This is a genomic window from Bacillus sp. MMSF_3353 (assembly GCF_030733445.1).
Classification (GTDB): Bacteria; Bacillota; Bacilli; order Bacillales; family Bacillaceae_G; genus Bacillus_A; species Bacillus_A wiedmannii.
Window position 1 is genome coordinate 14,609 of record NZ_JASHJA010000026.1, and the last position, 22,406, is coordinate 37,014.

The 22,406-nt window shown below is 33.8% G+C and carries 26 protein-coding genes and 2 pseudogenes; 7 read left to right on the plus strand and 21 right to left on the minus strand.

Annotated elements, in window-relative coordinates; translation table 11 throughout:
- Positions 1-80: 80 nt before the first annotated feature.
- The 6 genes and pseudogenes from RBB48_RS26385 to yqeK all read right to left on the minus strand — a co-directional run bounded on the left by RBB48_RS26385 (position 81) and on the right by yqeK (position 4,186).
- A complete protein-coding gene (locus tag RBB48_RS26385) occupies positions 81-455 on the minus strand; it encodes a hypothetical protein (protein WP_088063527.1) in 375 nt (124 codons plus the stop codon).
- A gap of 108 nt (positions 456-563) precedes the next feature.
- Positions 564-1,412: a GNAT family N-acetyltransferase gene (locus tag RBB48_RS26390; RefSeq protein WP_088609788.1), complete on the minus strand. Its 849-nt coding sequence runs from the start codon at positions 1,410-1,412 to the stop codon at positions 564-566.
- An 89-nt stretch (positions 1,413-1,501) separates the two neighbouring features.
- On the minus strand, positions 1,502-2,137 hold the full coding sequence (locus RBB48_RS26395; protein WP_098133522.1) for an SDR family oxidoreductase: 636 nt from the start codon (positions 2,135-2,137) through the stop codon (positions 1,502-1,504).
- Between the two features lie 15 nt (positions 2,138-2,152).
- On the minus strand, positions 2,153-2,890 hold the full coding sequence (mtnN, locus tag RBB48_RS26400) for a 5'-methylthioadenosine/S-adenosylhomocysteine nucleosidase (protein WP_137015065.1): 738 nt from the start codon (positions 2,888-2,890) through the stop codon (positions 2,153-2,155).
- A gap of 26 nt (positions 2,891-2,916) precedes the next feature.
- Positions 2,917-3,564, minus strand: a pseudogene (locus tag RBB48_RS26405) (DUF3885 domain-containing protein).
- Between the two features lie 13 nt (positions 3,565-3,577).
- Positions 3,578-4,186, minus strand: a complete 609-nt coding sequence (yqeK, locus tag RBB48_RS26410; protein WP_088609791.1) for a bis(5'-nucleosyl)-tetraphosphatase (symmetrical) YqeK — start codon at positions 4,184-4,186, stop codon at positions 3,578-3,580.
- A 192-nt stretch (positions 4,187-4,378) separates the two neighbouring features.
- Between yqeK and RBB48_RS26415 the strand changes: the two genes are divergently transcribed.
- The 3 genes from RBB48_RS26415 (at position 4,379) to RBB48_RS26425 (ending at position 7,418) form a co-directional block, all read left to right on the plus strand.
- Complete coding sequence (locus RBB48_RS26415) at positions 4,379-5,074, plus strand: response regulator transcription factor (RefSeq protein ID WP_087986134.1); 696 nt, start codon at positions 4,379-4,381, stop codon at positions 5,072-5,074.
- Positions 5,064-6,221, plus strand: a complete 1,158-nt coding sequence (locus RBB48_RS26420) for a sensor histidine kinase (protein ID WP_097890895.1) — start codon at positions 5,064-5,066, stop codon at positions 6,219-6,221. Before RBB48_RS26415 ends, RBB48_RS26420 begins: the two co-directional genes overlap by 11 nt.
- A 180-nt stretch (positions 6,222-6,401) precedes the next feature.
- Positions 6,402-7,418 (plus strand): D-alanyl-D-alanine carboxypeptidase family protein, encoded by a 1,017-nt coding sequence (locus tag RBB48_RS26425; protein ID WP_088063522.1) that lies wholly within the window; start codon positions 6,402-6,404, stop codon positions 7,416-7,418.
- A gap of 58 nt (positions 7,419-7,476) precedes the next feature.
- Here the strand turns inward: RBB48_RS26425 and RBB48_RS26430 are convergent, their stop codons facing one another.
- From RBB48_RS26430 to exsK, 5 genes are all read right to left on the minus strand, one after another.
- Positions 7,477-7,935 (minus strand): DinB family protein, encoded by a 459-nt coding sequence (locus RBB48_RS26430; RefSeq protein WP_088063521.1) that lies wholly within the window; start codon positions 7,933-7,935, stop codon positions 7,477-7,479.
- A 2-nt stretch (positions 7,936-7,937) separates the two neighbouring features.
- Complete coding sequence (locus tag RBB48_RS26435) at positions 7,938-8,678, minus strand: alpha/beta fold hydrolase (RefSeq protein ID WP_088063520.1); 741 nt, start codon at positions 8,676-8,678, stop codon at positions 7,938-7,940.
- A complete protein-coding gene (locus RBB48_RS26440) occupies positions 8,671-9,231 on the minus strand; it encodes a nucleoside/nucleotide kinase family protein (protein ID WP_088063519.1) in 561 nt (186 codons plus the stop codon). Before RBB48_RS26440 ends, RBB48_RS26435 begins: the two co-directional genes overlap by 8 nt.
- A gap of 51 nt (positions 9,232-9,282) precedes the next feature.
- Positions 9,283-9,798: a GNAT family N-acetyltransferase gene (locus tag RBB48_RS26445; RefSeq protein ID WP_142291743.1), complete on the minus strand. Its 516-nt coding sequence runs from the start codon at positions 9,796-9,798 to the stop codon at positions 9,283-9,285.
- A gap of 141 nt (positions 9,799-9,939) precedes the next feature.
- The gene (gene exsK / locus RBB48_RS26450; protein ID WP_000535565.1) at positions 9,940-10,254 is read right to left on the minus strand and encodes an exosporium protein ExsK; all 315 of its coding nucleotides are present in this window, start codon (positions 10,252-10,254) and stop codon (positions 9,940-9,942) included.
- A gap of 549 nt (positions 10,255-10,803) precedes the next feature.
- Between exsK and RBB48_RS26455 the strand changes: the two genes are divergently transcribed.
- Positions 10,804-11,106: a hypothetical protein gene (locus RBB48_RS26455; RefSeq protein ID WP_172798757.1), complete on the plus strand. Its 303-nt coding sequence runs from the start codon at positions 10,804-10,806 to the stop codon at positions 11,104-11,106.
- Positions 11,107-11,213: 107 nt separating this feature from the next.
- On the opposite strand, the gene RBB48_RS26460 is transcribed toward RBB48_RS26455, so the two are convergent.
- A complete protein-coding gene (locus RBB48_RS26460) occupies positions 11,214-11,594 on the minus strand; it encodes a hypothetical protein (RefSeq protein ID WP_002127497.1) in 381 nt (126 codons plus the stop codon).
- Between the two features lie 666 nt (positions 11,595-12,260).
- Here RBB48_RS26460 and RBB48_RS26465 point away from each other — a divergent pair.
- Positions 12,261-12,629 carry an FtsB family cell division protein gene (locus tag RBB48_RS26465; protein WP_002200443.1) on the plus strand — a complete coding sequence of 123 codons (369 nt, stop codon included), beginning with the start codon at positions 12,261-12,263 and terminating at the stop codon, positions 12,627-12,629.
- A gap of 198 nt (positions 12,630-12,827) precedes the next feature.
- Positions 12,828-12,884, plus strand: a pseudogene (locus RBB48_RS26470) (exosporium leader peptide-containing protein); the annotation flags it as partial.
- Positions 12,885-12,901: 17 nt separating this feature from the next.
- On the opposite strand, the gene RBB48_RS26475 reads toward RBB48_RS26470, so the two are convergent.
- A complete protein-coding gene (locus RBB48_RS26475) occupies positions 12,902-13,132 on the minus strand; it encodes a hypothetical protein (protein WP_306008374.1) in 231 nt (76 codons plus the stop codon).
- Positions 13,133-13,177: 45 nt separating this feature from the next.
- The gene (locus RBB48_RS26480) at positions 13,178-13,393 is read right to left on the minus strand and encodes a hypothetical protein (protein WP_242475704.1); all 216 of its coding nucleotides are present in this window, start codon (positions 13,391-13,393) and stop codon (positions 13,178-13,180) included.
- Positions 13,394-13,710: 317 nt separating this feature from the next.
- On the opposite strand from RBB48_RS26480, the gene RBB48_RS26485 reads away from it, so the two are divergent.
- Positions 13,711-13,908, plus strand: coding sequence for a hypothetical protein (locus tag RBB48_RS26485; protein WP_044440827.1), 198 nt, complete (start codon positions 13,711-13,713; stop codon positions 13,906-13,908).
- A 442-nt stretch (positions 13,909-14,350) separates the two neighbouring features.
- Here RBB48_RS26485 and RBB48_RS26490 read toward each other — a convergent pair whose 3' ends face one another.
- From RBB48_RS26490 to RBB48_RS26520, 7 genes are read right to left on the minus strand one after another with little or no spacing between them, the layout of a single operon-like run.
- Complete coding sequence (locus RBB48_RS26490) at positions 14,351-16,291, minus strand: AMP-binding protein (RefSeq protein ID WP_088063515.1); 1,941 nt, start codon at positions 16,289-16,291, stop codon at positions 14,351-14,353.
- 48 nt (positions 16,292-16,339) lie between these two features.
- Positions 16,340-17,881 carry an acyl-CoA carboxylase subunit beta gene (locus RBB48_RS26495; protein WP_075306983.1) on the minus strand — a complete coding sequence of 514 codons (1,542 nt, stop codon included), beginning with the start codon at positions 17,879-17,881 and terminating at the stop codon, positions 16,340-16,342.
- Positions 17,882-17,883: 2 nt separating this feature from the next.
- Positions 17,884-18,672 (minus strand): enoyl-CoA hydratase, encoded by a 789-nt coding sequence (locus RBB48_RS26500; protein WP_088063514.1) that lies wholly within the window; start codon positions 18,670-18,672, stop codon positions 17,884-17,886.
- Positions 18,673-18,676: 4 nt separating this feature from the next.
- Positions 18,677-19,588 carry a hydroxymethylglutaryl-CoA lyase gene (mvaB, locus tag RBB48_RS26505; RefSeq protein WP_088063513.1) on the minus strand — a complete coding sequence of 304 codons (912 nt, stop codon included), beginning with the start codon at positions 19,586-19,588 and terminating at the stop codon, positions 18,677-18,679.
- A 21-nt stretch (positions 19,589-19,609) separates the two neighbouring features.
- Entirely contained in the window at positions 19,610-19,825 is a 216-nt protein-coding gene (locus RBB48_RS26510; protein ID WP_001987345.1) for an acetyl-CoA carboxylase biotin carboxyl carrier protein subunit, read from the minus strand.
- A 26-nt stretch (positions 19,826-19,851) separates the two neighbouring features.
- A complete protein-coding gene (locus RBB48_RS26515) occupies positions 19,852-21,189 on the minus strand; it encodes an acetyl-CoA carboxylase biotin carboxylase subunit (RefSeq protein WP_000486754.1) in 1,338 nt (445 codons plus the stop codon).
- Between the two features lie 15 nt (positions 21,190-21,204).
- On the minus strand, positions 21,205-22,350 hold the full coding sequence (locus RBB48_RS26520) for an acyl-CoA dehydrogenase (RefSeq protein ID WP_000397260.1): 1,146 nt from the start codon (positions 22,348-22,350) through the stop codon (positions 21,205-21,207).
- Positions 22,351-22,406: the final 56 nt, after the last annotated feature.

Here is a 22,406-nt window from a genome sequence, read left to right on the forward strand (position 1 = left end):
CAAAAGTCACCTCTTCAATATGTCATATCCCTAATATGTTTTTAATGCATACTTTCTATATGAAAAAGAAAAAGTATTCTTTAACGAGCGTTTTGCAATACTTTTATTAGGTCATTTATATTTTCAACTTTTTGCTGAAACTGATCAAATCTGCTATGTAGCAATGAAGGATTCTTATCTTCAGTTGAAATAACTTTTTTTAATTCTTGTTCTAATTTATCATATGTATGAAAGAAATTATCAAATTCTACACTTATAAGTTCTTCATTTTCACGATAAAATCTTTTTGCTTCTATATAAGTCATATATGATTTATTTAAAAATCCTAATGAAATTAAATATTTAGAAGTGTTTTCTTGATAAATAGCAATATCACATGCTATTTTAATATCAGAATAAGTCTTTTGAACGAAACAATGCAATTCAAAAATCTTAAACTTTAATCCATTATTCATTTCATCCCCTCCCATCCTATCTATTCTACATAAAAAAAGAATATTATACAAAGTAAAATGTCAATATAGCACAAAAATAAAAAGCGAAAGAATGACTCCTTTCGCTTTTTATAATAATACATACATTTCATATTGTGCTAATGAATTCTTTTCAAATCCAGTTTTCTTTAAAAACCCTTCCAGTAAATTGTTGTTTGGAAACCCAATTGATAAACTTGATACATTTAAGTTTTCTGTTGCTACTTGTAATAATTTTGATCCAATACCACGATTTCTATAGTCTTTGTCTACGAAAAGAAAACTAATTTTACCTTGTTCATTCATACATATAGAACCTTTTAAATCATTATCGACATATGCACCATAAAATGTATTGTTTGTTTTTCCGATATAATCCATATCATTTTGCCAATTTATATGGAAGTGTAACCATTTCTGAATTTCAACTTTAAAAGCTGGAAATTCTAATTGTTTTACTTCAATTCCCTTACAATCTTTATTTATTATTTTAGTCATATCTTTTAAATTATAATAAGATAGATCGTACACTTTTTCATAGCCTAATTTCGTATAAAAATGAATCGCTCGGTCATTGCCTACAATGACTTCAAGAAAAAGTTGCTTACACTCATTTTGAAGCGCCTCTTCCTTATGCAGTTCAAATAATTTTTGACTCACACCAATACCGCGGTAATTAGGATGAACCGCTAATGTTCCACAACGCATTGTTTTTATGTTTTCATAATCCTTTATCCCGCCAAGTATTACACCAACAGATTTGTTACCGTCTAAAGCAAGAAAGGAATGTTTTAGTGAATTCCCTTCTGGTCCCAAAAACCTTTTTATAAAATCTTCTTTTGAAACTTCCATTTTAATAATGTAATCTGAAAATCCATCTTTAAAAGCTTCATACACTAAATCTATACTTACTTCACTGCATCTTTTGTATTGAATCATATAAAATTCTCCCCCACTTACTCGTGTTAAACTTAGCATTCAAATACGTAAAATGTACTAGTTTCACTCTACCCATCATTCTTTAACATTTAATTTGAAATAAACGGGCACTTCCCTACATATCTCTCACTGTTAATTTGTTTTATAACAAATGGTGCAATATCACTATTTTGAATTTTGATTCCTGGCATATCTACTAAACTCTCTTTTATATTTCCAATGCTCTTCCCTTCCATAACAAATGGTAATCTAACAATTGTCCAATCTACATCACTACCTTGAATAGTTTGCAATTCTTTATATTTATCTTGCATCATCTTTGATAAAAATACTTTAAACAAGGTAGCTCCTATTTTATTTACAATTCCCTTTTGATCTCCTGTAACATCTAAAGAACCTCCAGAAATTAGTATATATCTTTTTATTTCAAATTCTTTCATTGCTTCTAAAATATGCTTCGTTACTGTGCTAAAAATATAAGATTCATTTTTTGGTTGACCTACCGCATTAATTACAGCTCGACACCCTTTAAGTAATTTGCGTATTGAAACAAAATCACGTGCATCTCCATTAATAATCTCTAAATTTTCATTTGTTATTTTGATATTATTAGAATTTCTTGTTAATATTTTTACTTGATATCCCTTTTCTAACGCTTCGTTTACAAGGAATTTCCCTGCGTTTCCGTTTGCACCCAGAATAGCTATTTTATTTGTACTTTCCAATATTAACCCCTCTTACTATCTATTATTTACTACATTAATCTCATGTACACGTAAAAAAGCAATTAAATGCTCGCACGCTCGTTCACACGCTAACATTTTAAAGATTTTTTGTTCCTCTTTCGTTTTATCATTTGCTTGATCTGATGCAGCTTTTAAACTAAGAAAAGGTTTGTTATTGATTTGACACACATAAGCAAAAGCTGCCACTTCTTGATCAACCGCTAATGCTCCATATACAGTATGGAGTAAATATCTCATTTCTGAACTACGGATACGTTGATCTCCAGATAAAAATGTACCATAATGAATCGGATCATAAGATCGTATCTTTTTTATTCTTCTTACAAGTGACTTTGTTGTTTCAATAGGTGCTGTCCTACCATTATATAAATTAAAAATATCTTCCCCTGAACCAGCAGCAGTAACGTCGTGTTGTATTGCATTAAGGGCTACTACAATATGTCCATTTTTCACCTTATTTGATAGACTTCCGCATATTCCTGTCATAAACAACTCATCTGGCTGAAACTCACTAATTAATAATTGCACACAACTAGCACAACTTACTTTCCCAACTCCAGTTATTACGGAGATAACTTCCATATTATTAATATAATGAAAATGAAATTCCCAAGCTGCTCGTTTTTCAATACGTTCACTTGGATAATATTGATGCAAATACGTAAGTTCTGGTTCCCATGCGGATACGATTGCAATACGTTTCATTACATGCTTCACTTCCCCTATTGTTATCATGTAAATACTTTATCTATACTTTCTCATTCATAATCTGGAATCCACTCTTTATATTTCTCATATAAATTTCGTATTGTTTCTTTATTCTTCGCAATTACTTCACATCCTCTATCATCGTAAATAAACATGATAATATCTTTTGTTGCATTTATGAGAAATACATCTGGATAAGAAATTTCTTTTTTGCGTCCAAAACGGGGATAAAGACCTAGAAAATCTTCATGATTTGCAGCTTGAATAAGCGGTGTATACTTTATATCACAAGCAAAACATTTTAATGAAAATTGATAAGTACAATACAAGTCAGCTTCTTCTTCTTCAAATAAAAAAGGTATTGTTTCTTGCCTTATATGATACTTTAAATCTCTATTATGAATAAAACGTCTATATATATTAATTTTCTGCGGATTTTTCACATTTTCCTTTTTAAATCGATAAACATTTGTTACTAAAAAAACTTCATCTTCTTTTGAAAATATATCTTCAAATAAGTATTTATTTTATGTATAAAGCTGAGTGAAGTATTCCCTATTTACATCGTCGGTTCTTTCTACAAATAGGTCTTTCCCTTTCCCAAAATGAAAATGCAAATGATTTTCCCATTGAAAGTATATATGTGGTACTAATGTAACTCCAGGGAATGTTTCATTCATATATTCTTTTAATTGCATTCTTAATTCCTTTCTACTCTACAATTTCTTTTAACTGCCAATATGCATCTTCTAGCCATGGATGTATAACTTTCAACGTGTCTTTTCTATCCCACAAATATGAAATATATGCAAAAGCAGCATGTTCTAAAGATTTTTCTAATTCTTTTTTTACTTCTACTAAATATGGTGGTGCTCCATTTTGATCCCATTCTATTTTATCAGCAACAAATAACACTAAATCCATTTTCGTTGCAAGTTTACGTAGTGTAGTATGGCAGCAAATTGCATTTAAGATTTCTTCATCATCCACTTTAAATATCTCTTTTGCAATTACTTTCGATAACTTTTGATGAATAATCATTGGAAATTCTCGTTCTTCTTGTAATATCTCTATTCCAAATTCTTCAGCAACTGCAACCCGATCTTCATTTGGAAAGATTGCACTAATATCATGTAAATATCCTGCAATCGCTGCCTTTTCTTCATTTACATGATACGTAATCGCAATTTTACGGGCTTCTTTTGTCACCCGAATTGAATGTTTATAAGTATGTTCTTTATTGTATTTTAATAGAAATGATTTTATATCATTTTCAATTTTTCCAGTTGGAGTAAATGAATATATATCCTTATATAACATCTCAAGTCACCTTTCTTCCTAACTTTCAATATAACGCTGTATTTAAATATCCTTTTTATTTGTATTCGTTATGAATGTTTTAATCCCTTTTTTATACGTTACATGAAATTTTATGGTGAATCATTGCTACAAAATACATAAATGTTTGATATTATAGTAATGTTAATGATTTGTAAGGAAAGGAACTACATAATGAATAAAAACATATTAATTATTGATGATGATAAAGAAATTGTTGAGTTACTTGCTGTTTATTTGCGAAATGAAGGCTATAACATTTATAAAGCATACGATGGCGATGAGGCATTGCAAATGATTTCTACATATGATGTTGACCTTATGGTTTTGGATATTATGATGCCAAAACGCAATGGATTAGAAGTTTGCCAGGAAGTTCGTGAGAATAATACTGTACCTATTCTTATGCTGAGTGCAAAAGCAGAAGATATGGATAAAATATTAGGTCTTATGACAGGTGCAGATGATTATATGATTAAGCCATTCAATCCATTAGAATTAGTAGCTAGAGTGAAAGCTTTGTTACGAAGATCATCTTTCCAAAATGCCACTTCCTCCAAAAATGAAGATGGTATTATTCGTATTCGTTCTGCTGAAATACACAAACATAATCATACTGTTAAAGTAAATGGAGAATATATTAAACTTACATCTATTGAATTTGATATTTTATATTTACTTGCGAGTAATACCGGAAGAGTATTTAGTTCCGAAGAAATTTTTGAACGAGTATGGAACGAAGATGGTTATGGTTCAAATAAAACTGTAATGGTTCACATTAGTAATTTACGAGATAAACTTGAAACAGGAATGAATGGAGAGAAGTTTATTCATACTGTTTGGGGAGTAGGCTATAAAATTGAGAAATGAAGCATTTGATATATTAAAAGATATCCCAAAATGGAAGTTAATTTTTTGGTTTATGTTAGCCATCACACTTACTCCTATTACTGAATTAATTATATATCGCCTTGTTACAAGTGTAATTGAAAGTTCACTTACGTTAAGCGAGCTCGGAAAAGAATTCATTAGAATTTTTGGATATGAAAAATATAAAGGAATAAAGGAATCTCTATGGATGATGATTGTATCTTATTTGTTTTTATTTTCTATTTTCTCATCCTACCTATACATTTTTTATCGTCATGAAAAAAAGATTTATTATGAAACTTGTATTAAAAAAATGATAGAAGAAATTCGTTATATTGCAAATGGAAACTTCAATCATAAAGTCTCTATCGTAAACCATAATTATCTGGAAGAGTTAGCAAGCGGGGTTAATCACATTGTTGAACAATTGAAAGTTTCGATTGATGAAGAAAGACAGGCGGAACAAGCAAAAAGTGAACTTATTACAAATGTATCGCATGATTTACGTACTCCTCTTACCTCTATAGTTGGATACGTAAATTTAATCCACCATGATAATTATAGAGATGAAGTGGAATTACGCCATTATATACAAGTCATTTACGATAAAGTAACCCGTCTTAACGCATTAATGAATGATTTGTTTGAATATACACGTGTTCAAAATAAAGAGTTAAGTTTATATTCTGTTCCCATTGATATTGTAGAGCTACTTGGGCAATTAACTGTTCAATTCCGCATACAAGTTCAAGAAGCTAATATAGAATGTCGACCTTCTTTCCCATCTCAAAAACTCATGGTACTAGCTGATGGAGACAAATTAGTACGAGTGTTTGAAAATCTTATTATAAATGCTATCGCTTATGGAAACGACGGTGGATATATCGACCTTGCTGCCTATGAAAGCAATAACATGATTACTATAGATATAACAAATTACGGCCAACCTATTCCTAGTACGGATTTACCTCATATTTTTGAACGTTTTTATCGCGTTGAAAAATCTCGCTCTACGAACACTGGTGGATCTGGACTCGGATTGGCAATTGCAAAAAGTATTGTGGAATTGCATAAAGGAACAATTGAAGTATATAGTGATGATAAAAAAACAACTTTCACTGTAAAACTACAACCATATAAATGTTAATACAACTTAATTTTAGGTCCAATTTCTTACCATATAAGAAATTGGACCTTTTATTTTCCATTAAAATCCAAATTTAATAATCCTTTATAATTCTTTAGAAATTCTTTACCTTTTCTTTCTTCCTAATTAAGCATTCCTTTTTACAATAGTATTATTGATGTCATAGTAGGAGGATCGCTTATGCAATTCTTGAAAAAGTTCACAATTTTATTCTTATCTTTTGTTATTACAGCACTTATCGTTTTATATTTTTACCTCTATGTAAATGGTCCAATTATTCAAGCTAAATCAGCTATTTTAATAGATGCTAATTCAAGTGAAGTTGTTTATAAAAAAAATGAAGAAACTCCTATACAATCAGCCACTTTATCTAAATTAATGACAGAGTATATCACACTGGAACAACTGAATGAAGGAAAAATACAGTTAGATGAATTAGTAAAAATAAGTAACGAAGTTTTCCGAGCAGAAACGAGTCCTATACAAGTAACTTCGAAAGATAAAACGACAGTTCGTGATTTACTTCATGCATTGTTTTTGACAGGGAATAATCGTTCCGCACTTGCCATTGCAGAACACATTGCTGGAAACGAAGATAACTTTACACTTTTAATGAATGAGAAAGCAAAACAACTAAAGTTATCACAACCATCCCCGTTTCTAAATGCTACTGGAATGAATAACGATACAAATAAACAATCAACTACAACAGCTATAGACGTAGCTAAACTAGCGACACAATTAGTAAAAGACTTTCCAGATGTATTGAATGTTACGAAACTAACCTCTTACCAATTTACCTTCAAAGACTCAAAAGTTTTCAACACAAATAAAATGATTTATTCTCTTAATAAAAACATTAAACTCCAAGGTGTTGACGGCTTACAAACTAGTTTTTCAACTAATGGTAATTATAGTTTTGTTAGTACAGCAAAACGAGGAGATACTAGACTTATTTCCGTAATATTAGACTCCAATGAAGAAAACAGTACTTTTATTGAAACAAAAAAGTTACTACAGTACGGTTTTGATCCTTCCTCGTACTCTGCACTCCAAGCTTTTAAAGATGCTGTTACATCGTGGACAGTTTTGCTTCAATTTAAAAATTTGATCATACAAACATTGTTGATTTTCTTCATCATTACAATTTTAATGTTTTTACATATACGTCAGAAAAAATCCGAGGATTTCAACTAGGAAATCTTCTTTTATATAAAAACCGGCTTGCATTTACAGTGCAAGCCGGTTTCTAAATTTATAATCCTCTTCCAATTAAATTCGCTGAAACAGGCTGAAGATCTAACTCTCTCGCCCATATAGATAGCTGACCGATATGATGAATTTCATGCACAATTACATGTCTTAAAACTTCACCGTATGTATATGTTTTATCGGTCCACGAAGCTTTTAATATCTTACATTCTACGGTAGATGACCATTCTTGTAAAAAATCTTCTAATTCTCGTTTATATAAATCAGATAACGCTTTCACTTTTTGGATTGATTGATAATCTTTAAACTGCGGTTCATTATCTTCTTTTCCTTGAAGCGCACTAATCCAGCTGTACTCAACATCGACAATATGGAATAATGTTTCTAAAACACTCCCAACACCCCCTACACGCTTGCGGAGTAATTCTTCCTCTGAAAGTTGTTCACACCACTTAAACCAATCATCTCTTACTTGCCAATTGTATTGAAATAAAGGGTACATTTTTATCTCTCCCCTACCTCAATAATCCATTTAATAGAACCTATTACATAATACGGATCATCTTTTTGAATATAATGGCCGCTTTGCTCTGCAATTACAAATTTATTATTGCTTGATAGGCTTAATAATTCTTCTTGCAATTGTAACCATTTCATTTGTGCATCTGGCGAATAAAAAGCTTTTTTACCCGCAGCTAACACGACAAGTGGAATATCATTCATTGATTTACAATGTCTATCTACTTCACTTAAACTAAATGTAAACTCTTCATAAGAACTTTCATATACAAACTGTTTATAGTAAGCTTCTTGAAATTCTGGAGACATGATTGGCAGAAAATCTTCTTTATAATTTTCCGGTGTCGAATCAACCAAAACGATTCCCAACAAATCTTTGGGATAAGAAGTCGCAAATAAACGTGCATTTATACCGCCAAAAGAATGTCCTACAAAAATATAAGGTGGTTTCAATTGTAGTTGCGCTAAGCAACTTCTTAAATCTTTTACCATTTCAGAACTAATACGTCTCTTGGAACTGTTCCCACTTTTCCCTAATCCCGCTCGATCATATGTAAGTACCGTCCCATATTCCATCAACTCTTCAGCAATATGGTCCCACGCCTTTGAATAATCGCCATAACCTGCCTCCATTATAATAACTGGCTGCAGCTTCTTTCCTTGAAACTTTTTCGTATACATTTTAAAATCATCAACTTGCACATATTCCTCTATACATTTAACCATTGACAATCACTTCTCTCAGGCCAAGTTCCTCTACAGCATGATTAATTATTTTACTTACAGATAAAGAGCCATCCAATACAATATCCGAATTCGGCTTAACAGTATGAATTGCCTCTAAATATGCTTTTCTCGCAAATGTCATGTAATGTTTCAAATCATTATGTATTTCATCTATTGTATCTTCTTTAAAATCTCGCAAAATTCTTCTAGCCATCGCAATATCTAAAGGTGTATCGATAAATATAGTTACATCAATAAACTCTCGCATTTCACTATTTAAGTATGCAAAAGGATAATCTACAATAATATAATCTACATTACCCTCTCGTTTAAGGTGCTGAATATCATGAATTAATGGCGTAAGTACCCATTCATCATAATTTGCTCCATCATCAATCCATTTACAAATATCACTAGGACAGTTTTTAAAGTGATAGCTATCAAAATATAGTGCTTTTGAATTTGTTAACTTTTGAGTTAATTTTTCTGTAACAGTAGTTTTACCTCCTCCTGAAACAGCTGCAACTGTAATGATTTTCGTTTTTTTATTCATAATTTCCCACCATACCCCTTTTAATTAACATAACATAGTTATAGATAACTATTATTTTTTACCGCTCCATTCATATTCTAACATACTCATTTCCCATAAATTCCAATACGTTTCTCCTACTCTTTTTGACTCTCTTAATAAACCTTCTTTTACAAAACCTATTTTTTCGTAACAAGAAATAGCTGACTTATTAAAGTCATAAACACCAAGAGTTACTCTATGTAGTTTTAATTCATCAAAAGCAATACAAAGTACGGCTTTCATCATATGTTTCCCTATAGAACGCCCTCTCATTTTCGTATTACCAACTAGCACTTTTCCAATTCTAGCAGACTTATTTATATTATCTATTTGTCCAAGAGAAATATGACCAATAACTGCTTTAGTCTCTTCATCCATTATTTTGAATGCCAGTGTGTTTGCACATTCTGTATATTTCTCTAATTGCTGTTCATTTAAAGGATATGTAAATGCATTTCCCGACCATTGTATTAAAAATTCTTCGGAATTAATCCAATTTATTAATTGTTTGAAATCAGATCTTTTAAAGGGTACTAATTTAATCACTCTCATTCTCCGTTCGTACATCACTCTTTATAGCCTCAAACCTATTTCTATATAAAGAATATATTCTCCTTTTATACGAAATTAAAATAAAGCCATTCATAAGAATGGCTTTACAAAAAACGGCATAATTATGCTATTTTCCTATGTCAACAAAAGTTCAATCGCTTCAATTTTACAAACAGAAATAATTACCGTAACTACCCCAGCACTATTAGCAAGCTTTACAACATCGCAAGTTACTGAAGAAACAGTTCCTGCATAATTATTTCCTACTGTAGTAATTCGCACGGCTCTGTTTACTAATTTTTTAAGCTCATCTCTAATTCCTTGTACACAGCAACAATCGCATTTTTTATTTTGTTCTTCTTGTTCTTTTTTACATTCTTCGAAAGCATCCCAACAATCATCCTGTTTACATGTACACTTCTTTTTACAATTATTAAATCGAGAACCCAAAACCTCACCCCCTAATCCTTTCTATTAGTAAAGTATGTCCACAAGCTTAAAAGTGTAAGAGACAAACACATAGAAAGGAAAAAACAAACAATTGTATTAGACATTCTTTTCTTTATTAACTATAAAAACAGGCCTCTAACAATTTGAAGCTTGTTTAATGAGGGGAATTGGATTTAATTCTGCTGAATTTAAAGTTTAAACAACCTCTTATAAGTCAGCTCCTTTAAGAGTCCCCAGCTTTTCCTATTACATCACATATACCATATACATAGGCTTTGTTTGCATTAATATAGTACCTTTGCTGTTGTGAAATATACATTCAAAAAAGCGTACTCCAAAATAAGATATTATTTAAAATCTTAACGTTTCCTTCAACAAGTGTTTGTTGATTAATATCATAACCAGTAGTTCTCTCAACTATCTCCTGAAAATTAGCATAGTTTGTATGAATTCTATATCTAGTAGAAAGCACTCTATCATATAAAGGTAAAATAATAGGTTAATAAACAAGCCATTCTTTTACTAAAACATAGAATAGTATGAATCCTATTGAAGGGAGGTATAAAAGAATGTCCTGGAAAAATGATTGCTGGAGTTCTAAGAAAAAGCATTGTTGTGATGACTGGTGGAAATCTAAAGAAAAGAATCATTGTGATGATGATTGGAGTTCTAAGGAAAAGCATTGTAATGATGATTGGTGGAAATCTAAAGAAAAGAATCATTGTGATGATGATTGGAGTTCTAAACGAAATAAGTGTCGTTGTAAATGTTTCTTTATTTGTTGTCATTGTAAAAGAAAAAATTGGTAATATTTTCAATATCGACTTAAAAGAGAGAACATGTCTTTTGTGACCGATAAATACTAGAATGTAATATACAAAAAGCTGACTATACTTAGTCAGCTTTTTGTCAATGAACACGTAGAGATTTATTTTAATATAGTTCTTATTAGAAAAGGATTATTTTATATAGATTACTATAAGCATCCATAAAGCCAAGGCGCCAATGATAGCGAGCGCTATACGTGTAGATAGTACCCTTAATTCAAAGTCTGTTTTCTTGGAGGGTTCAGGATATGCAATTATGTAGATTCCCTTTAATAATGCAAGCCATGCAATAACCGTTAGGAACCCCTGCCAATTGAATACCCATACATTATGTAGGATTACACTACCTAACCCTAGGAAAATCGATAGAAAACCATACATAATACCAAATCCTCTGTCTTCAACCACTAATTTTTTCAATTCACGTAGTACCGATGGACGTACGAAAAGTATTCCCGATACGATAACCGTTATCCATCCCCAAAACAATCCTAAAAAAGTACTAGTTTCCATTATTAGTTCACTCCCCTCAATTATTTATATTTCAGATATTCCCCCCTTTAGAACAATTCCAACATCTTTATATATAGGCTAAATTCTGCTCTTTTTTAATACAAACATGGCATATTCTATGCCCATCCTTAATCACCTCATTTCTCTACAAAATGAAATTTTTATATCATTCTTCATCATCATCTATCCGAATCAACCGAAGTCGCTTTGTACTATTACCGCACACTTTTTCATAGCTTGGAGCTAACATGCACCAAAGCCAATATAATGATTTATTCGCCTTTTCACTAACCTCTAAAATTGTCCCCTCTGTAATAAAATGATCACCTTAATACAATGTATACTCGCTTGTCCCATGGAATCATCATTATTCCCCTCCCTATTAAAATAGCGTTTTTGTTTCAAATAATGCTCTCATTAATTTGGACGCATTTACCAGTATATTTACCAAAAAATTCATGATATCGTTAACTAGTCGAGTACGTCATTACTTGACGATTACCCTTAGGAGCCCTGCAGACAATCCGGGTTCCTTTTATTTAAATAAGGATTTTGTTTAAACTTTACAAAACTCACCTATATTAAACTATCTTCTAAAATTCCCATTGAACATTTATAATACTTTTAAACAGTTTAAATTCTACAATCAGTAATGGAGGCATTTTAATGGGAAACATCCCAAAAATATCATCACAACAATCAAATCCTAAGATACCCTCACAGCAAGTGAACCCTAACACCCAACAAGGTAATAATAAAAAAACAAGACGCCGTATTATAACTACTTTGGCTTTTATATTATCTGTAATTTTTGTCCTTCAATATTCTCTTAATAACCAACAAGAAATGATTAAAGAAAAACAAATCACGCTTAATACGGAGCAACAAAAATTATCTTCTTTAAAGAAGGATGGTCATTCCCTTAAAAATGATGTTAAGGCTTTAACAGGTAGTGAAGAAGAGATTTTAAAATTCGCAAGGAAACTGTATGGATTTTCCAAACCGAATGAAACTATATTTCAAATAACTGAATAAAATTACACTGCATTACCCAAAAAGGCGATTTGACGATAATCGCCTTTTTATATTTAATTTCTAAAATAAACATACTAATTTCTTTTTCTATCAAATAACTATTTGGTTTAATTTATTAAAATACAACCGCTTGTCCATTTCACATTGCTCTATCATTACATTTACTATTAGTAATACGATTTTTAGAGGTGATAAATAATGGACGAGTTTTTATATTTTGCTGCACTTAATCCGGGTTCTATTGGACCTACACTTCCACCTGTTCAACCCTTTCAATTCCCTACTGGTCCCACCGGTTCTACAGGATCAACTGGCTCAACCGGATCAACTGGTTCTACCGGACCAACTGGACCAACCGGATCAACTGGTTCTACCGGACCAACCGGACCAACCGGATCAACCGGATCAACCGGTTCTACCGGACCAACTGGACCAACTGGACCAACTGGATTTAATCTTCCTGCTGGGCCTGCCTCTATTACCTTGACTTCTAACGAAACCACAGCATGTGTATCCACTCAAGGAAATAATACTTTATTTTTTTCGGGTCAAGTATTAGTAAACGGTAGTCCTACTCCAGGAGTAGTGGTCAGTTTTTCATTCAGTAACCCTTCTCTTGCTTTCATGGTTCCTCTTGCAGTCATTACCAATGCTTCAGGTAACTTTAACGCTGTATTTCTAGCCGCTAATGGGCCTGGAACAGTAACCGTTACTGCTTCACTTCTTGATTCTCCTGGAACAATGGCTAGCGTCACTATTACCATTGTGAATTGTCCATAATGGTTTTATTTTTAAGGACTAAGCAATATCTAATAAGATGAGCACTGATTTACAGTGCTCTTTTTTATCATTGGGATGTTCCTTTCAAATAAAATTTCGTAACACCCTACTAAAATAACGCTTTTATTAAGAACTAATGATCTTTATATTTCTTAAGCTTGTCATCACAAGTAATTTTTATAATTAGTTAAATTCTCAATATAGTTTATGTATATAATTCCATTCAAAGATACATAATACCCACGTAACTATTTAAAAGCACTTCGTTTTTATATCTAAGTTCAAAAAGGAGCTACATAACATGGATAAAAAAGATTTATTAAGTCAACAACTTGATCATGTATCATCAGATGCGCTGAATACTCCTAGTAAGGCCCAAGAGCAAATGCAAGAAACATCTCAGGAGGCACATGATTCAAACAAAAAGGACAGTACTCAAGCTTTACATGGCGAAGATTTACCAATTTCAGATGTATATAGAACAACGAACAAACAGTAAATTTAAAAGGGAAAAATCTTAAGAACCAGTGAACTTAATTCTTTTCCCTTTTCCTATTTAAATAACACTTTTATATGAAACCCGTACACATTTTTGACACATCCACTATCACAATCTCCTGAAAATTCGTGATAATATTAATTTGTCGGATACGCCAAATTTCGACATTGAACGACAATGATATCTCCCTTATTGAATCCCTGTCCCCCAGGGATTTCTCCTTTTATTCATTACTTTTTTCTTCACTAAATTTTCATTCTTAACAAAATTCAATCACTCCATTGAATAGACAGCCATAGTATCCTATTTTGATAAAAACTAAAAACAAACAGATATACTTAACACTAATAGTAGATTTTTTAACTTTAAATTTACTTTTTCTCTCTTATCTTTTTGTAAACATTAAAAATGAGCTCTATGTAAATAGAGCTCATTCGTAATTTTATAGTTTGCTAGACTGTAACCCCTGAATAAACGGAACTACTTCAGGATTTACAAGTGACGATAAATCTCCTAACTCTTTTCCTAAGTAAGCAGCTTTAATGACGCGTCGCATTACTTTAGAATTACGTGTTTTTGGTAAATCTTCTACAACGTGAATATCTTTTGGACACAATGCTTTTCCGATATGAGAGTTTACTAAACTCATTAATTCTTTCTTTAACTCTCCTGTGAATGTTACATTGTCCCTAAATACTACAAAACAATGACAAACTTCACCTTTTACATCATCAGGTACACCAATCGCGGCAGCTTCTATGACATCATTATGCTTCACAAGAATAGATTCATATTCTGCAGGTCCAATACGTTTTCCAGCAATGTTTAACGTATCATCTGAGCGTCCTGTAATAATATATTGCTCACCATCATAAATCACCCAGTCACCATGAACCCATTTATTTTCAAAACGTGACCAATACGTGTTCACATAACGCTCATCGTCTTCCCAGAAACTTTTCGTCATACCAACCCAAGGTTTCTCTAAACATAATTCTCCAACTTCATCACGAATTGGATTGCCTTGATCATCGAGCACAACCGCTGCCATTCCTGGTAAAGATGCGTTAAAACTAATCGGTGCAATTGGTTTAATAAGGACGTTTCCGAAAATCCCACCAGAAATTTCAGTTCCGCCTGAATAGTTACAAATTGGTACATTATTTTTTCCAACTGTTTCAAATAGCCACATCCAAGGATCTGGATTCCAAGGTTCACCTGTTGATGCGAATACTTCTAAACTCTTGAGCGAATGTTTATTTACATACTCATCACCCTTTGCCATTAACGCACGAATTAATGTTGGTGATATACCGAGATGTGTAATTTCATATTTATCAACGGTCTCCCATAAACGATCTGCTTCTGGGAAATCTGGAACACCTTCGTACATAACCATCGTTGCTCCATTAATGAGAGAGCCGAATAATAAAAACGGTCCCATCATCCAGCCCATATCAGTTACCCATAATACGCGGTCACCTTGTTTGATGTTCATTCCAAATCCTGCATCAAATGCAGATTTCAAAGGGAAACCAGCATGTGTATGTACTGTTCCTTTCGGTTTCCCAGTTGTACCTGATGTATAAATGAGCATTAACGGATCATCACTATTCATCTCTTCAGCGTGCGTAAATGGTTTTTCTTTTTCTAGCGCACTCCATGGGAAATCATAATTATGTGGTGTAAAATCATTTCCTGCATGACGAACAATAACAACTTTTTCAACAGTTGGACAATGTTCGCAAGCTTTATCTACTTCGTCTTTTAATGAAACAACTTTACCTCGGCGTGAAAAACCATCTGCAGTAATAATCATTTTTGACCCTGCCGCTTGTACACGAGTCATGACTGCATCAGACGCAAATCCTGAGAATATTGGTGAAATAATTGCTCCGATTTTCATAACAGCTAGCATTGCAACAACTGTTTCTGGAATCATCGGCATATAAATTGTTACACGGTCACCTTTTTCAATACCCGCATGTTTCAAACCGTTTGCAACGCGACTTACCCAGTTGTCAAGATCTTCATATGTAAATGATTTTGAAGTTCCATTTTCTCCCTCATACTGTAGTGCTGGTTGCATTCTTGTTTCATCATCCGCAAGCCAGCGTGATAAAACTGATTCTACAACGTTACATGTTCCACCATTATACCACTGTGCAAACGGTGTACCATTTTCTAAATCTAGCACTTCTGTATAAGGCTTCATCCATTGATAGCCAACCGCTTTCTCAGCTTCTCCCCAAAACCATGCTGTTTCTTCAATAGATTTATTATAAAACGTTTCATAATCTTCATAGCCCAATGATTTCATCCAACCATATAAACGCGTTTTTTCTTTATATTCTTCTGTTGGAAACCAAACTGCTTGTTTCAATGTTTTCCCCTCCTTGACTTTTTGAGCAAGAAAGCCCTAAATAGGGCTTTAAACTGGATAAACAGGATGTTTACGATCTGTAAATACTTGATATTTACTCATATACATTTCGAATCGTCCTTTTAACTCTTCTCTTAAATTGTTTGGATGAACAATACCATCAATAACCATCTCTGATGCCAAATGGTAAATATCAATATCTTTCTTATACTCTTCGCGTTTTTCAGCAATGAAGCTATCACGCTCTTCTTCTGGTAAAGCTGCAATCTTATTTGCATATACAGCATTGACTGCCGCTTCTGGACCCATTACTGCAATAGAAGCTGTCGGTAATGCTAGGCAGCAATCTGGTTCAAAGGCTGGACCTGCCATTGCATATAAACCAGCACCGTATGCTTTACGAACAACGATAGAAATTTTCGGTACAGTTGCTTCACTCATTGCAGAAATCATCTTTGCACCATGACGAATAATACCAGCACGCTCTACTTTTGTACCAATCATAAATCCAGGTACATCTGCAAGGAATAACAATGGAATATGATATGCATCACATAAATTAATAAACTTCGCTGCTTTATCCGCTGAATCGTGGAATAATACGCCGCCTTTCATACGCGGTTGATTTGCAATAATACCAACTGGCTTACCATCAATACGTGCCAAGCCTGTAATTAGTTCTTGAGCAAATAATTTTTTCACTTCATAGAAAGAACCTTCATCAATAACTCTATTAATGAGATCTTTCATATTGAAAGGAGCATTTTGATTTTCTGGAATGATTTGTTCTAACGTTTTTTCGAATTGTTTCGGTTCTTGAGGTGTAACCAATGGAGTCTTCTCTAAGTAGTTGTTTGGAAAATATGAAATGTATTGTCTTGCTTGTGTAATCGCGTCTTCTTCTGTTTTACATAAAACATCTCCGCATCCTGATACAGAGCAATGCATACGAGCTCCACCCATCTCCTCTAAAGTTACCTTCTCGCCGATAACCATCTCCGCCATACGAGGAGAACCTAAGTACATAGATGCATTTCCTTCTACCATCATAACAATGTCACAAAAGGCTGGAATATATGCGCCACCAGCTGCCGAAGGTCCAAATAATAAGCATACTTGAGGAACTTTACCTGATAATTTCACTTGATTGTAGAAGATTCTTCCTGCACCGCGGCGCCCTGGGAACATTTCTACTTGATCTGTAATACGCGCTCCAGCAGAGTCAACTAAATAAAATAACGGAACACGTAATTTTTCTGCCGTTTCTTGAATACGTAAAATCTTTTCAACTGTACGTGCGCCCCATGATCCAGCCTTTACCGTTGAATCATTTGCCATTACGCATGCAGTACGACCATGTATTTTACCCGTTGCCGTTATAACACCATCAGCAGGTAATCCTGTTTGTTCACAATTTGCAAATAATGCATCTTCTACATATTCACCATTATCAAATAAAAGAGCTAAGCGATCTCGAACGAATAGTTTTCCTTTTGCTTTGTTTTGTTCATGATACTTTGGTGCGCCGCCTTGTTTAATCGCTTCAACTCGTTCTTCAAATGTATTCGATTGTTGTTTTTGGTCTAACATATTTACTCCCCCTTATACATTGGTGTGCGTTTTTCCTTGAATGCTTGTAATCCTTCTAATCTATCTTTCGTATGGATTACACCTTCATACGCTTGTTTTTCCATTTGTAATCCGGTATGTAAATCAACTTGAATACCGTTTGAAATTGCTTCTTTTGCTAATCGAACAGCAATAGGACCATTACTAGCAATTTTCTCTGCTATTTCAATCGCTTTCTCTTCAAGTAAATGAGCTGGTACAACAAATTCTACTAAACCATATTCTTTTGCTTCTTGCGCTGAAATACGTCTGCCTGTATAAATTAATTCTTTCGCTCTACCAACACCAATTAATCTTGGTAAACGCTGCGTACCACCTGCTCCTGGTATAATTGCAAGTGTAGTTTCAGTAAGACCAAGACTTGCAGATTTAGCCGCAATTCTAAAATCACAAGCTAAACTTAATTCCGTACCACCACCAAGGGCGATTCCGTTTATAGCAGCAATAACTGGCTGTGGTAATTGTTCAACCATCTCCATAGTAGTGCGAATCATACTAACAGCATGGCGAACTTGTTCCTCATTCATACCAGCACGTTCTTTTAAATCAGCACCAGCACAAAACGCTTTTTCACCAGCACCTGTTAAAATAACTACACGAGTATTGGACTCTTCACTTATTTGAGTTAATATGTTTTGTAACTCTTCTAATAACGCTAAAGATAATGAGTTTGCTTGTCTTTCACGATATAATGAAATCTTTACAACGTGAGGTGTTACATAATCAACTGAAATGTTTTGTAATTGTAGCATCTTCTCACCTACTTATCGTTTTATGTTGAAGCGCTCTATACACATGACTCGGTAATTGGATATTTAATTTACTTTGAATGAATTGACTCGCTTTCAATAACTTCTCTTCATCAATATTCGTTTGGACCCCTAACTTATGAAGCATATGAACTAAGTCATCGGTTGCAACATTGCCTGATGCTCCTGGTGCATATGGACAGCCCCCAAGACCACCACAAGAACTATCAAATGTTGTAATACCATATTCTAATGACTTAACTACATTCGCCAGAGCCATTCCATACGTATTATGGAAGTGCATTGCAAACTGCGAAGCATCATATTTCTTTAATAAATGTTCTAATACTCGCTCTACTTGTAGTGGATTCGCTACACCAATCGTGTCACCAAGAGATACTTCATAAATGCCGTATGAAAATAGTTGATTACATAATTCGTCAACTGCTGTGGCACTTATATCCCCTTCATAAGGACATCCAAATACAGTAGAAACATAGCCTCTTACCTTTTTTCCTTCGAATAATGCCTGTTTTGTTATATCTTCAATTACAACTAATGCTTCTTTAATTGATTTATTAATATTACTTTTATTATGAGATTCACTTGCTGATAAAAAAACATTCACCTCATCTACATTTTGCAAAAAAGCTCGTTCCAAACCATTTTGATTTGGAACAAGCGCTGCATAAGTAACATTGGGATCCCTTTTCAGCTCAGAAAACACATCATTTGCATCTGCTAATGCAGGGACCCATTTAGGGTGAACGAATGAGGAAACTTCAACGTACGATAATCCCGCCTCTGTAAGTAGTTGAATCCATTTTACTTTATCTTTTGTGCCAACAATCTTTTTTTCATTTTGTAAGCCATCACGTGGCCCGACTTCTTTAATGACAGCAAAATTAGGTAGTTTCAATTCGCTTCCCCCTATATCTCCCTATTCAATTTCTAGTAATACATCTCCTTCATTTACAAAATCGCCTTCTTGCACATTAATTTTCATAACTGTGCCAGCTTCTTCTGAAATGATTGGAATTTCCATTTTCATAGATTCTAAAATGACGACATCCTGCTCTTCCTCTACTGTATCTCCTACTCCTACAACAATCTTCCATACATTTCCTGCCATCGATGCATATACCTTCGTCATCATTTTTTCCCCCTTAATATTGTTAAACCTTATTTTTTAACAAGTTGTTTCGTTACAAAACCTGTTGTATAAATACCACTTTTGAACACATCGTCTTCCAATACTTGAAGTAACATTGGCGTGTTCGTTTTAATACCTTCTACTTTTAACTCTTCTAAAGCATCATGTAATTTTGAAATTGCTTCTTCACGAGTTTCACCATGAGCAATGACTTTCGCAATCATTGGATCGTAGAAAGGTGTAATCGTGACTTGATTCTCCAAAAAGTGATCAATACGTACATTTGATGGAAGCGTTAAATCTGTAATCTTTCCAGGTGATGGGAAGAAAGTTTTCGGATCCTCTGCATAAATACGTGCCTCAATGGCATGACCACTACGTTTTACATCATCTTGTGTAAATGATAGTTTCTCACCGTATGCAATTAGAAGTTGTTGTTCTACAAGATCTAAACCTGTAATTTCTTCTGTAACTGGATGCTCTACTTGTAATCTCGTATTCATCTCTAAGAAATAAAAGTTCTTCTGATCATCTACAAGAAACTCAACTGTACCTGCATTTGTATAGCCTAGAGCTTTGGCAGCTTGTACAGCAACTTCCCCCATCGCTTTTCGCGTACCTTCATCTAAAAATGGTGAAGGTGCTTCTTCAATTACTTTTTGATTTCGGCGCTGCACGGAACATTCACGCTCCCATAAATACACTGTGTTACCATGTGTATCTGCTAAAAGCTGAATTTCAATATGATGTGCATCTGCAATATAGCGCTCTAAATACATTTCTCCGTTACCGAAGAAGTTTTGTGCTCTTGTTTTGTTACTTTCAAATGCTTTGGTGAGCGTTTGCTCAGTTTCCATCAACTGCATTCCAATGCCTCCGCCGCCTGCGGATGCCTTCAGCATTAATGGATAACCAATTTGTTTTGCAATTTCAATTGCTTCTTCAGCAGTTTCAATATTTGTAGTAATACCTGGAACTACTGGGACATCTGCAGCTTGCATTGCAATACGAGATTCGATTTTACTTCCCATCTTCGTAATAATTTCTTCAGATGGACCGATAAATACAATTCCTTCTTCTCTACAGCGAACCGGAAAAGATGGATTCTCTGATAATAATCCATATCCCGGATGGATTGCTTCAGCATTTGTCTTCTTAGCTATTTCAATAATTTTTTCAAGGTTTAAATAGCTTTCTTGGACACGCGGTCCACCTACTAAGTAAGCTTCATTTGCCATTTTTACATGTAGGGCATTTTCATCAGCCTCAGAATAAATAGCAACAGTGCGAATGCCAAGTTTTTGACAAGTTTTCATAATACGAACTGCGATTTCCCCGCGATTAGCAATTAATATTTTTTGAAACATAGTGATTCCTCCTTTTTATCTACATCCTAAATGTCTTGCAATTACGAGACGTTGAATTTCAGAAGTTCCTTCACCAATTTCTAATAGTTTTGCATCACGAATATGTCGTTCCACTTCATATTCACGCATATAGCCGTATCCACCGTGAATTTGTACCGCTTGATTTGCAATACGACTAGCAGCCTCAGATGCAAATAACTTTGCCATAGCCGCTTCTTTACCGAAAGGTTTATCATTATCTTTTAACCAAGCCGCTTTATGTACTAAATTACGTGCAAGTTCTACTTCAGTCGCCATATCAGCTAATTTAAATTGAATCGCTTGGAAATTAGAGATTGACTTTCCAAATTGTTGACGTTCTTTCGCATATTGCAGCGCACGTTCAAATGCAGATTGTGCAATACCTACTGCTAATGCTGCGATTGAAATACGTCCTCCATCAAGTGTATATAAGAATTGTTTAAATCCTTTATTTACATCACCAAGAATATTTTCTTTCGGTACACGTACACCATCAAGTACGATTTCACATGTATTAGAAGCACGAACACCCATCTTATCGTAAGGACTTGAAATCGTTAATCCTTCACTTGTAGTCGGTACGATAAATGCCGAAATACGCTTTCTACCATTATCTTCAACACCGTTGATAGCGGTTACAATAATTGTATTTGCATACTCTGCATTTGTAATCCAACACTTTTCACCACTAATAACATACTCGTCTCCATCTAATACAGCTTTCGTTTGTGTACCACCTGCATCAGATCCAGCATTCGGCTCAGTTAATCCGAAAGCACCTAAAGTTTTACCTGATGCCATTGGAATTAAATATTTCTGTTTTTGTTCTTCTGTACCGAAATAATAAATTGGAGAAGCACCTAAAGAAATTGTTGCAGCGTAACTTAATCCTGTCCCACCACAAGCACGACCAATTTCTTCAACTGCTAACGCGTACGATACAGTATCGCCACCTGAACCTCCATACTCTTCAGGGAATGGGATTCCTAATAATCCTAGTTCGCCCATTTTTTGAAATGTTTCATATGGAAATTCCGCAGTTTTGTCATAATATACAGCTTTCGGTGCGATTTCCTTTTCAGCAAAGTCACGTACCATTTCTTTAATCATTTGTTTTTCGCGAGTTAGAGTAAATTCCATTCCGCTACACACCCCTTATCGAATATTGAGTTTCGACAGCGTGCGAGTTTCTACTA

Bases quoted from the DNA above. Each gene is read 5' to 3' on its own strand.
- RBB48_RS26385 (WP_088063527.1), bottom strand. From the start codon at position 455: ATGAATAATGGATTAAAGTTTAAGATTTTTGAATTGCATTGTTTCGTT.
- RBB48_RS26390 (WP_088609788.1), bottom strand. From the start codon at position 1,412: ATGATTCAATACAAAAGATGCAGTGAAGTAAGTATAGATTTAGTGTAT.
- yqeK (WP_088609791.1), bottom strand. From the start codon at position 4,186: ATGTTATATAAGGATATATATTCATTTACTCCAACTGGAAAAATTGAA.
- RBB48_RS26415 (WP_087986134.1), top strand. From the start codon at position 4,379: ATGAATAAAAACATATTAATTATTGATGATGATAAAGAAATTGTTGAG.
- RBB48_RS26425 (WP_088063522.1), top strand. From the start codon at position 6,402: ATGCAATTCTTGAAAAAGTTCACAATTTTATTCTTATCTTTTGTTATT.
- RBB48_RS26430 (WP_088063521.1), bottom strand. From the start codon at position 7,935: ATGTACCCTTTATTTCAATACAATTGGCAAGTAAGAGATGATTGGTTT.
- RBB48_RS26435 (WP_088063520.1), bottom strand. From the start codon at position 8,678: ATGGTTAAATGTATAGAGGAATATGTGCAAGTTGATGATTTTAAAATG.
- RBB48_RS26440 (WP_088063519.1), bottom strand. From the start codon at position 9,231: ATGAATAAAAAAACGAAAATCATTACAGTTGCAGCTGTTTCAGGAGGA.
- RBB48_RS26460 (WP_002127497.1), bottom strand. From the start codon at position 11,594: ATGGAAACTAGTACTTTTTTAGGATTGTTTTGGGGATGGATAACGGTT.
- RBB48_RS26465 (WP_002200443.1), top strand. From the start codon at position 12,261: ATGGGAAACATCCCAAAAATATCATCACAACAATCAAATCCTAAGATA.
- RBB48_RS26480 (WP_242475704.1), bottom strand. From the start codon at position 13,393: ATGGTAATAGTGACGCTAGCCATTGTTCCAGGAGAATCAAGAAGTGAA.
- RBB48_RS26485 (WP_044440827.1), top strand. From the start codon at position 13,711: ATGGATAAAAAAGATTTATTAAGTCAACAACTTGATCATGTATCATCA.
- RBB48_RS26495 (WP_075306983.1), bottom strand. From the start codon at position 17,881: ATGTTAGACCAAAAACAACAATCGAATACATTTGAAGAACGAGTTGAA.
- RBB48_RS26500 (WP_088063514.1), bottom strand. From the start codon at position 18,672: ATGCTACAATTACAAAACATTTCAGTTGATTATGTAACACCTCACGTT.
- RBB48_RS26510 (WP_001987345.1), bottom strand. From the start codon at position 19,825: ATGATGACGAAGGTATATGCATCGATGGCAGGAAATGTATGGAAGATT.
- RBB48_RS26515 (WP_000486754.1), bottom strand. From the start codon at position 21,189: ATGTTTCAAAAAATATTAATTGCTAATCGCGGGGAAATCGCAGTTCGT.
- RBB48_RS26520 (WP_000397260.1), bottom strand. From the start codon at position 22,350: ATGGAATTTACTCTAACTCGCGAAAAACAAATGATTAAAGAAATGGTA.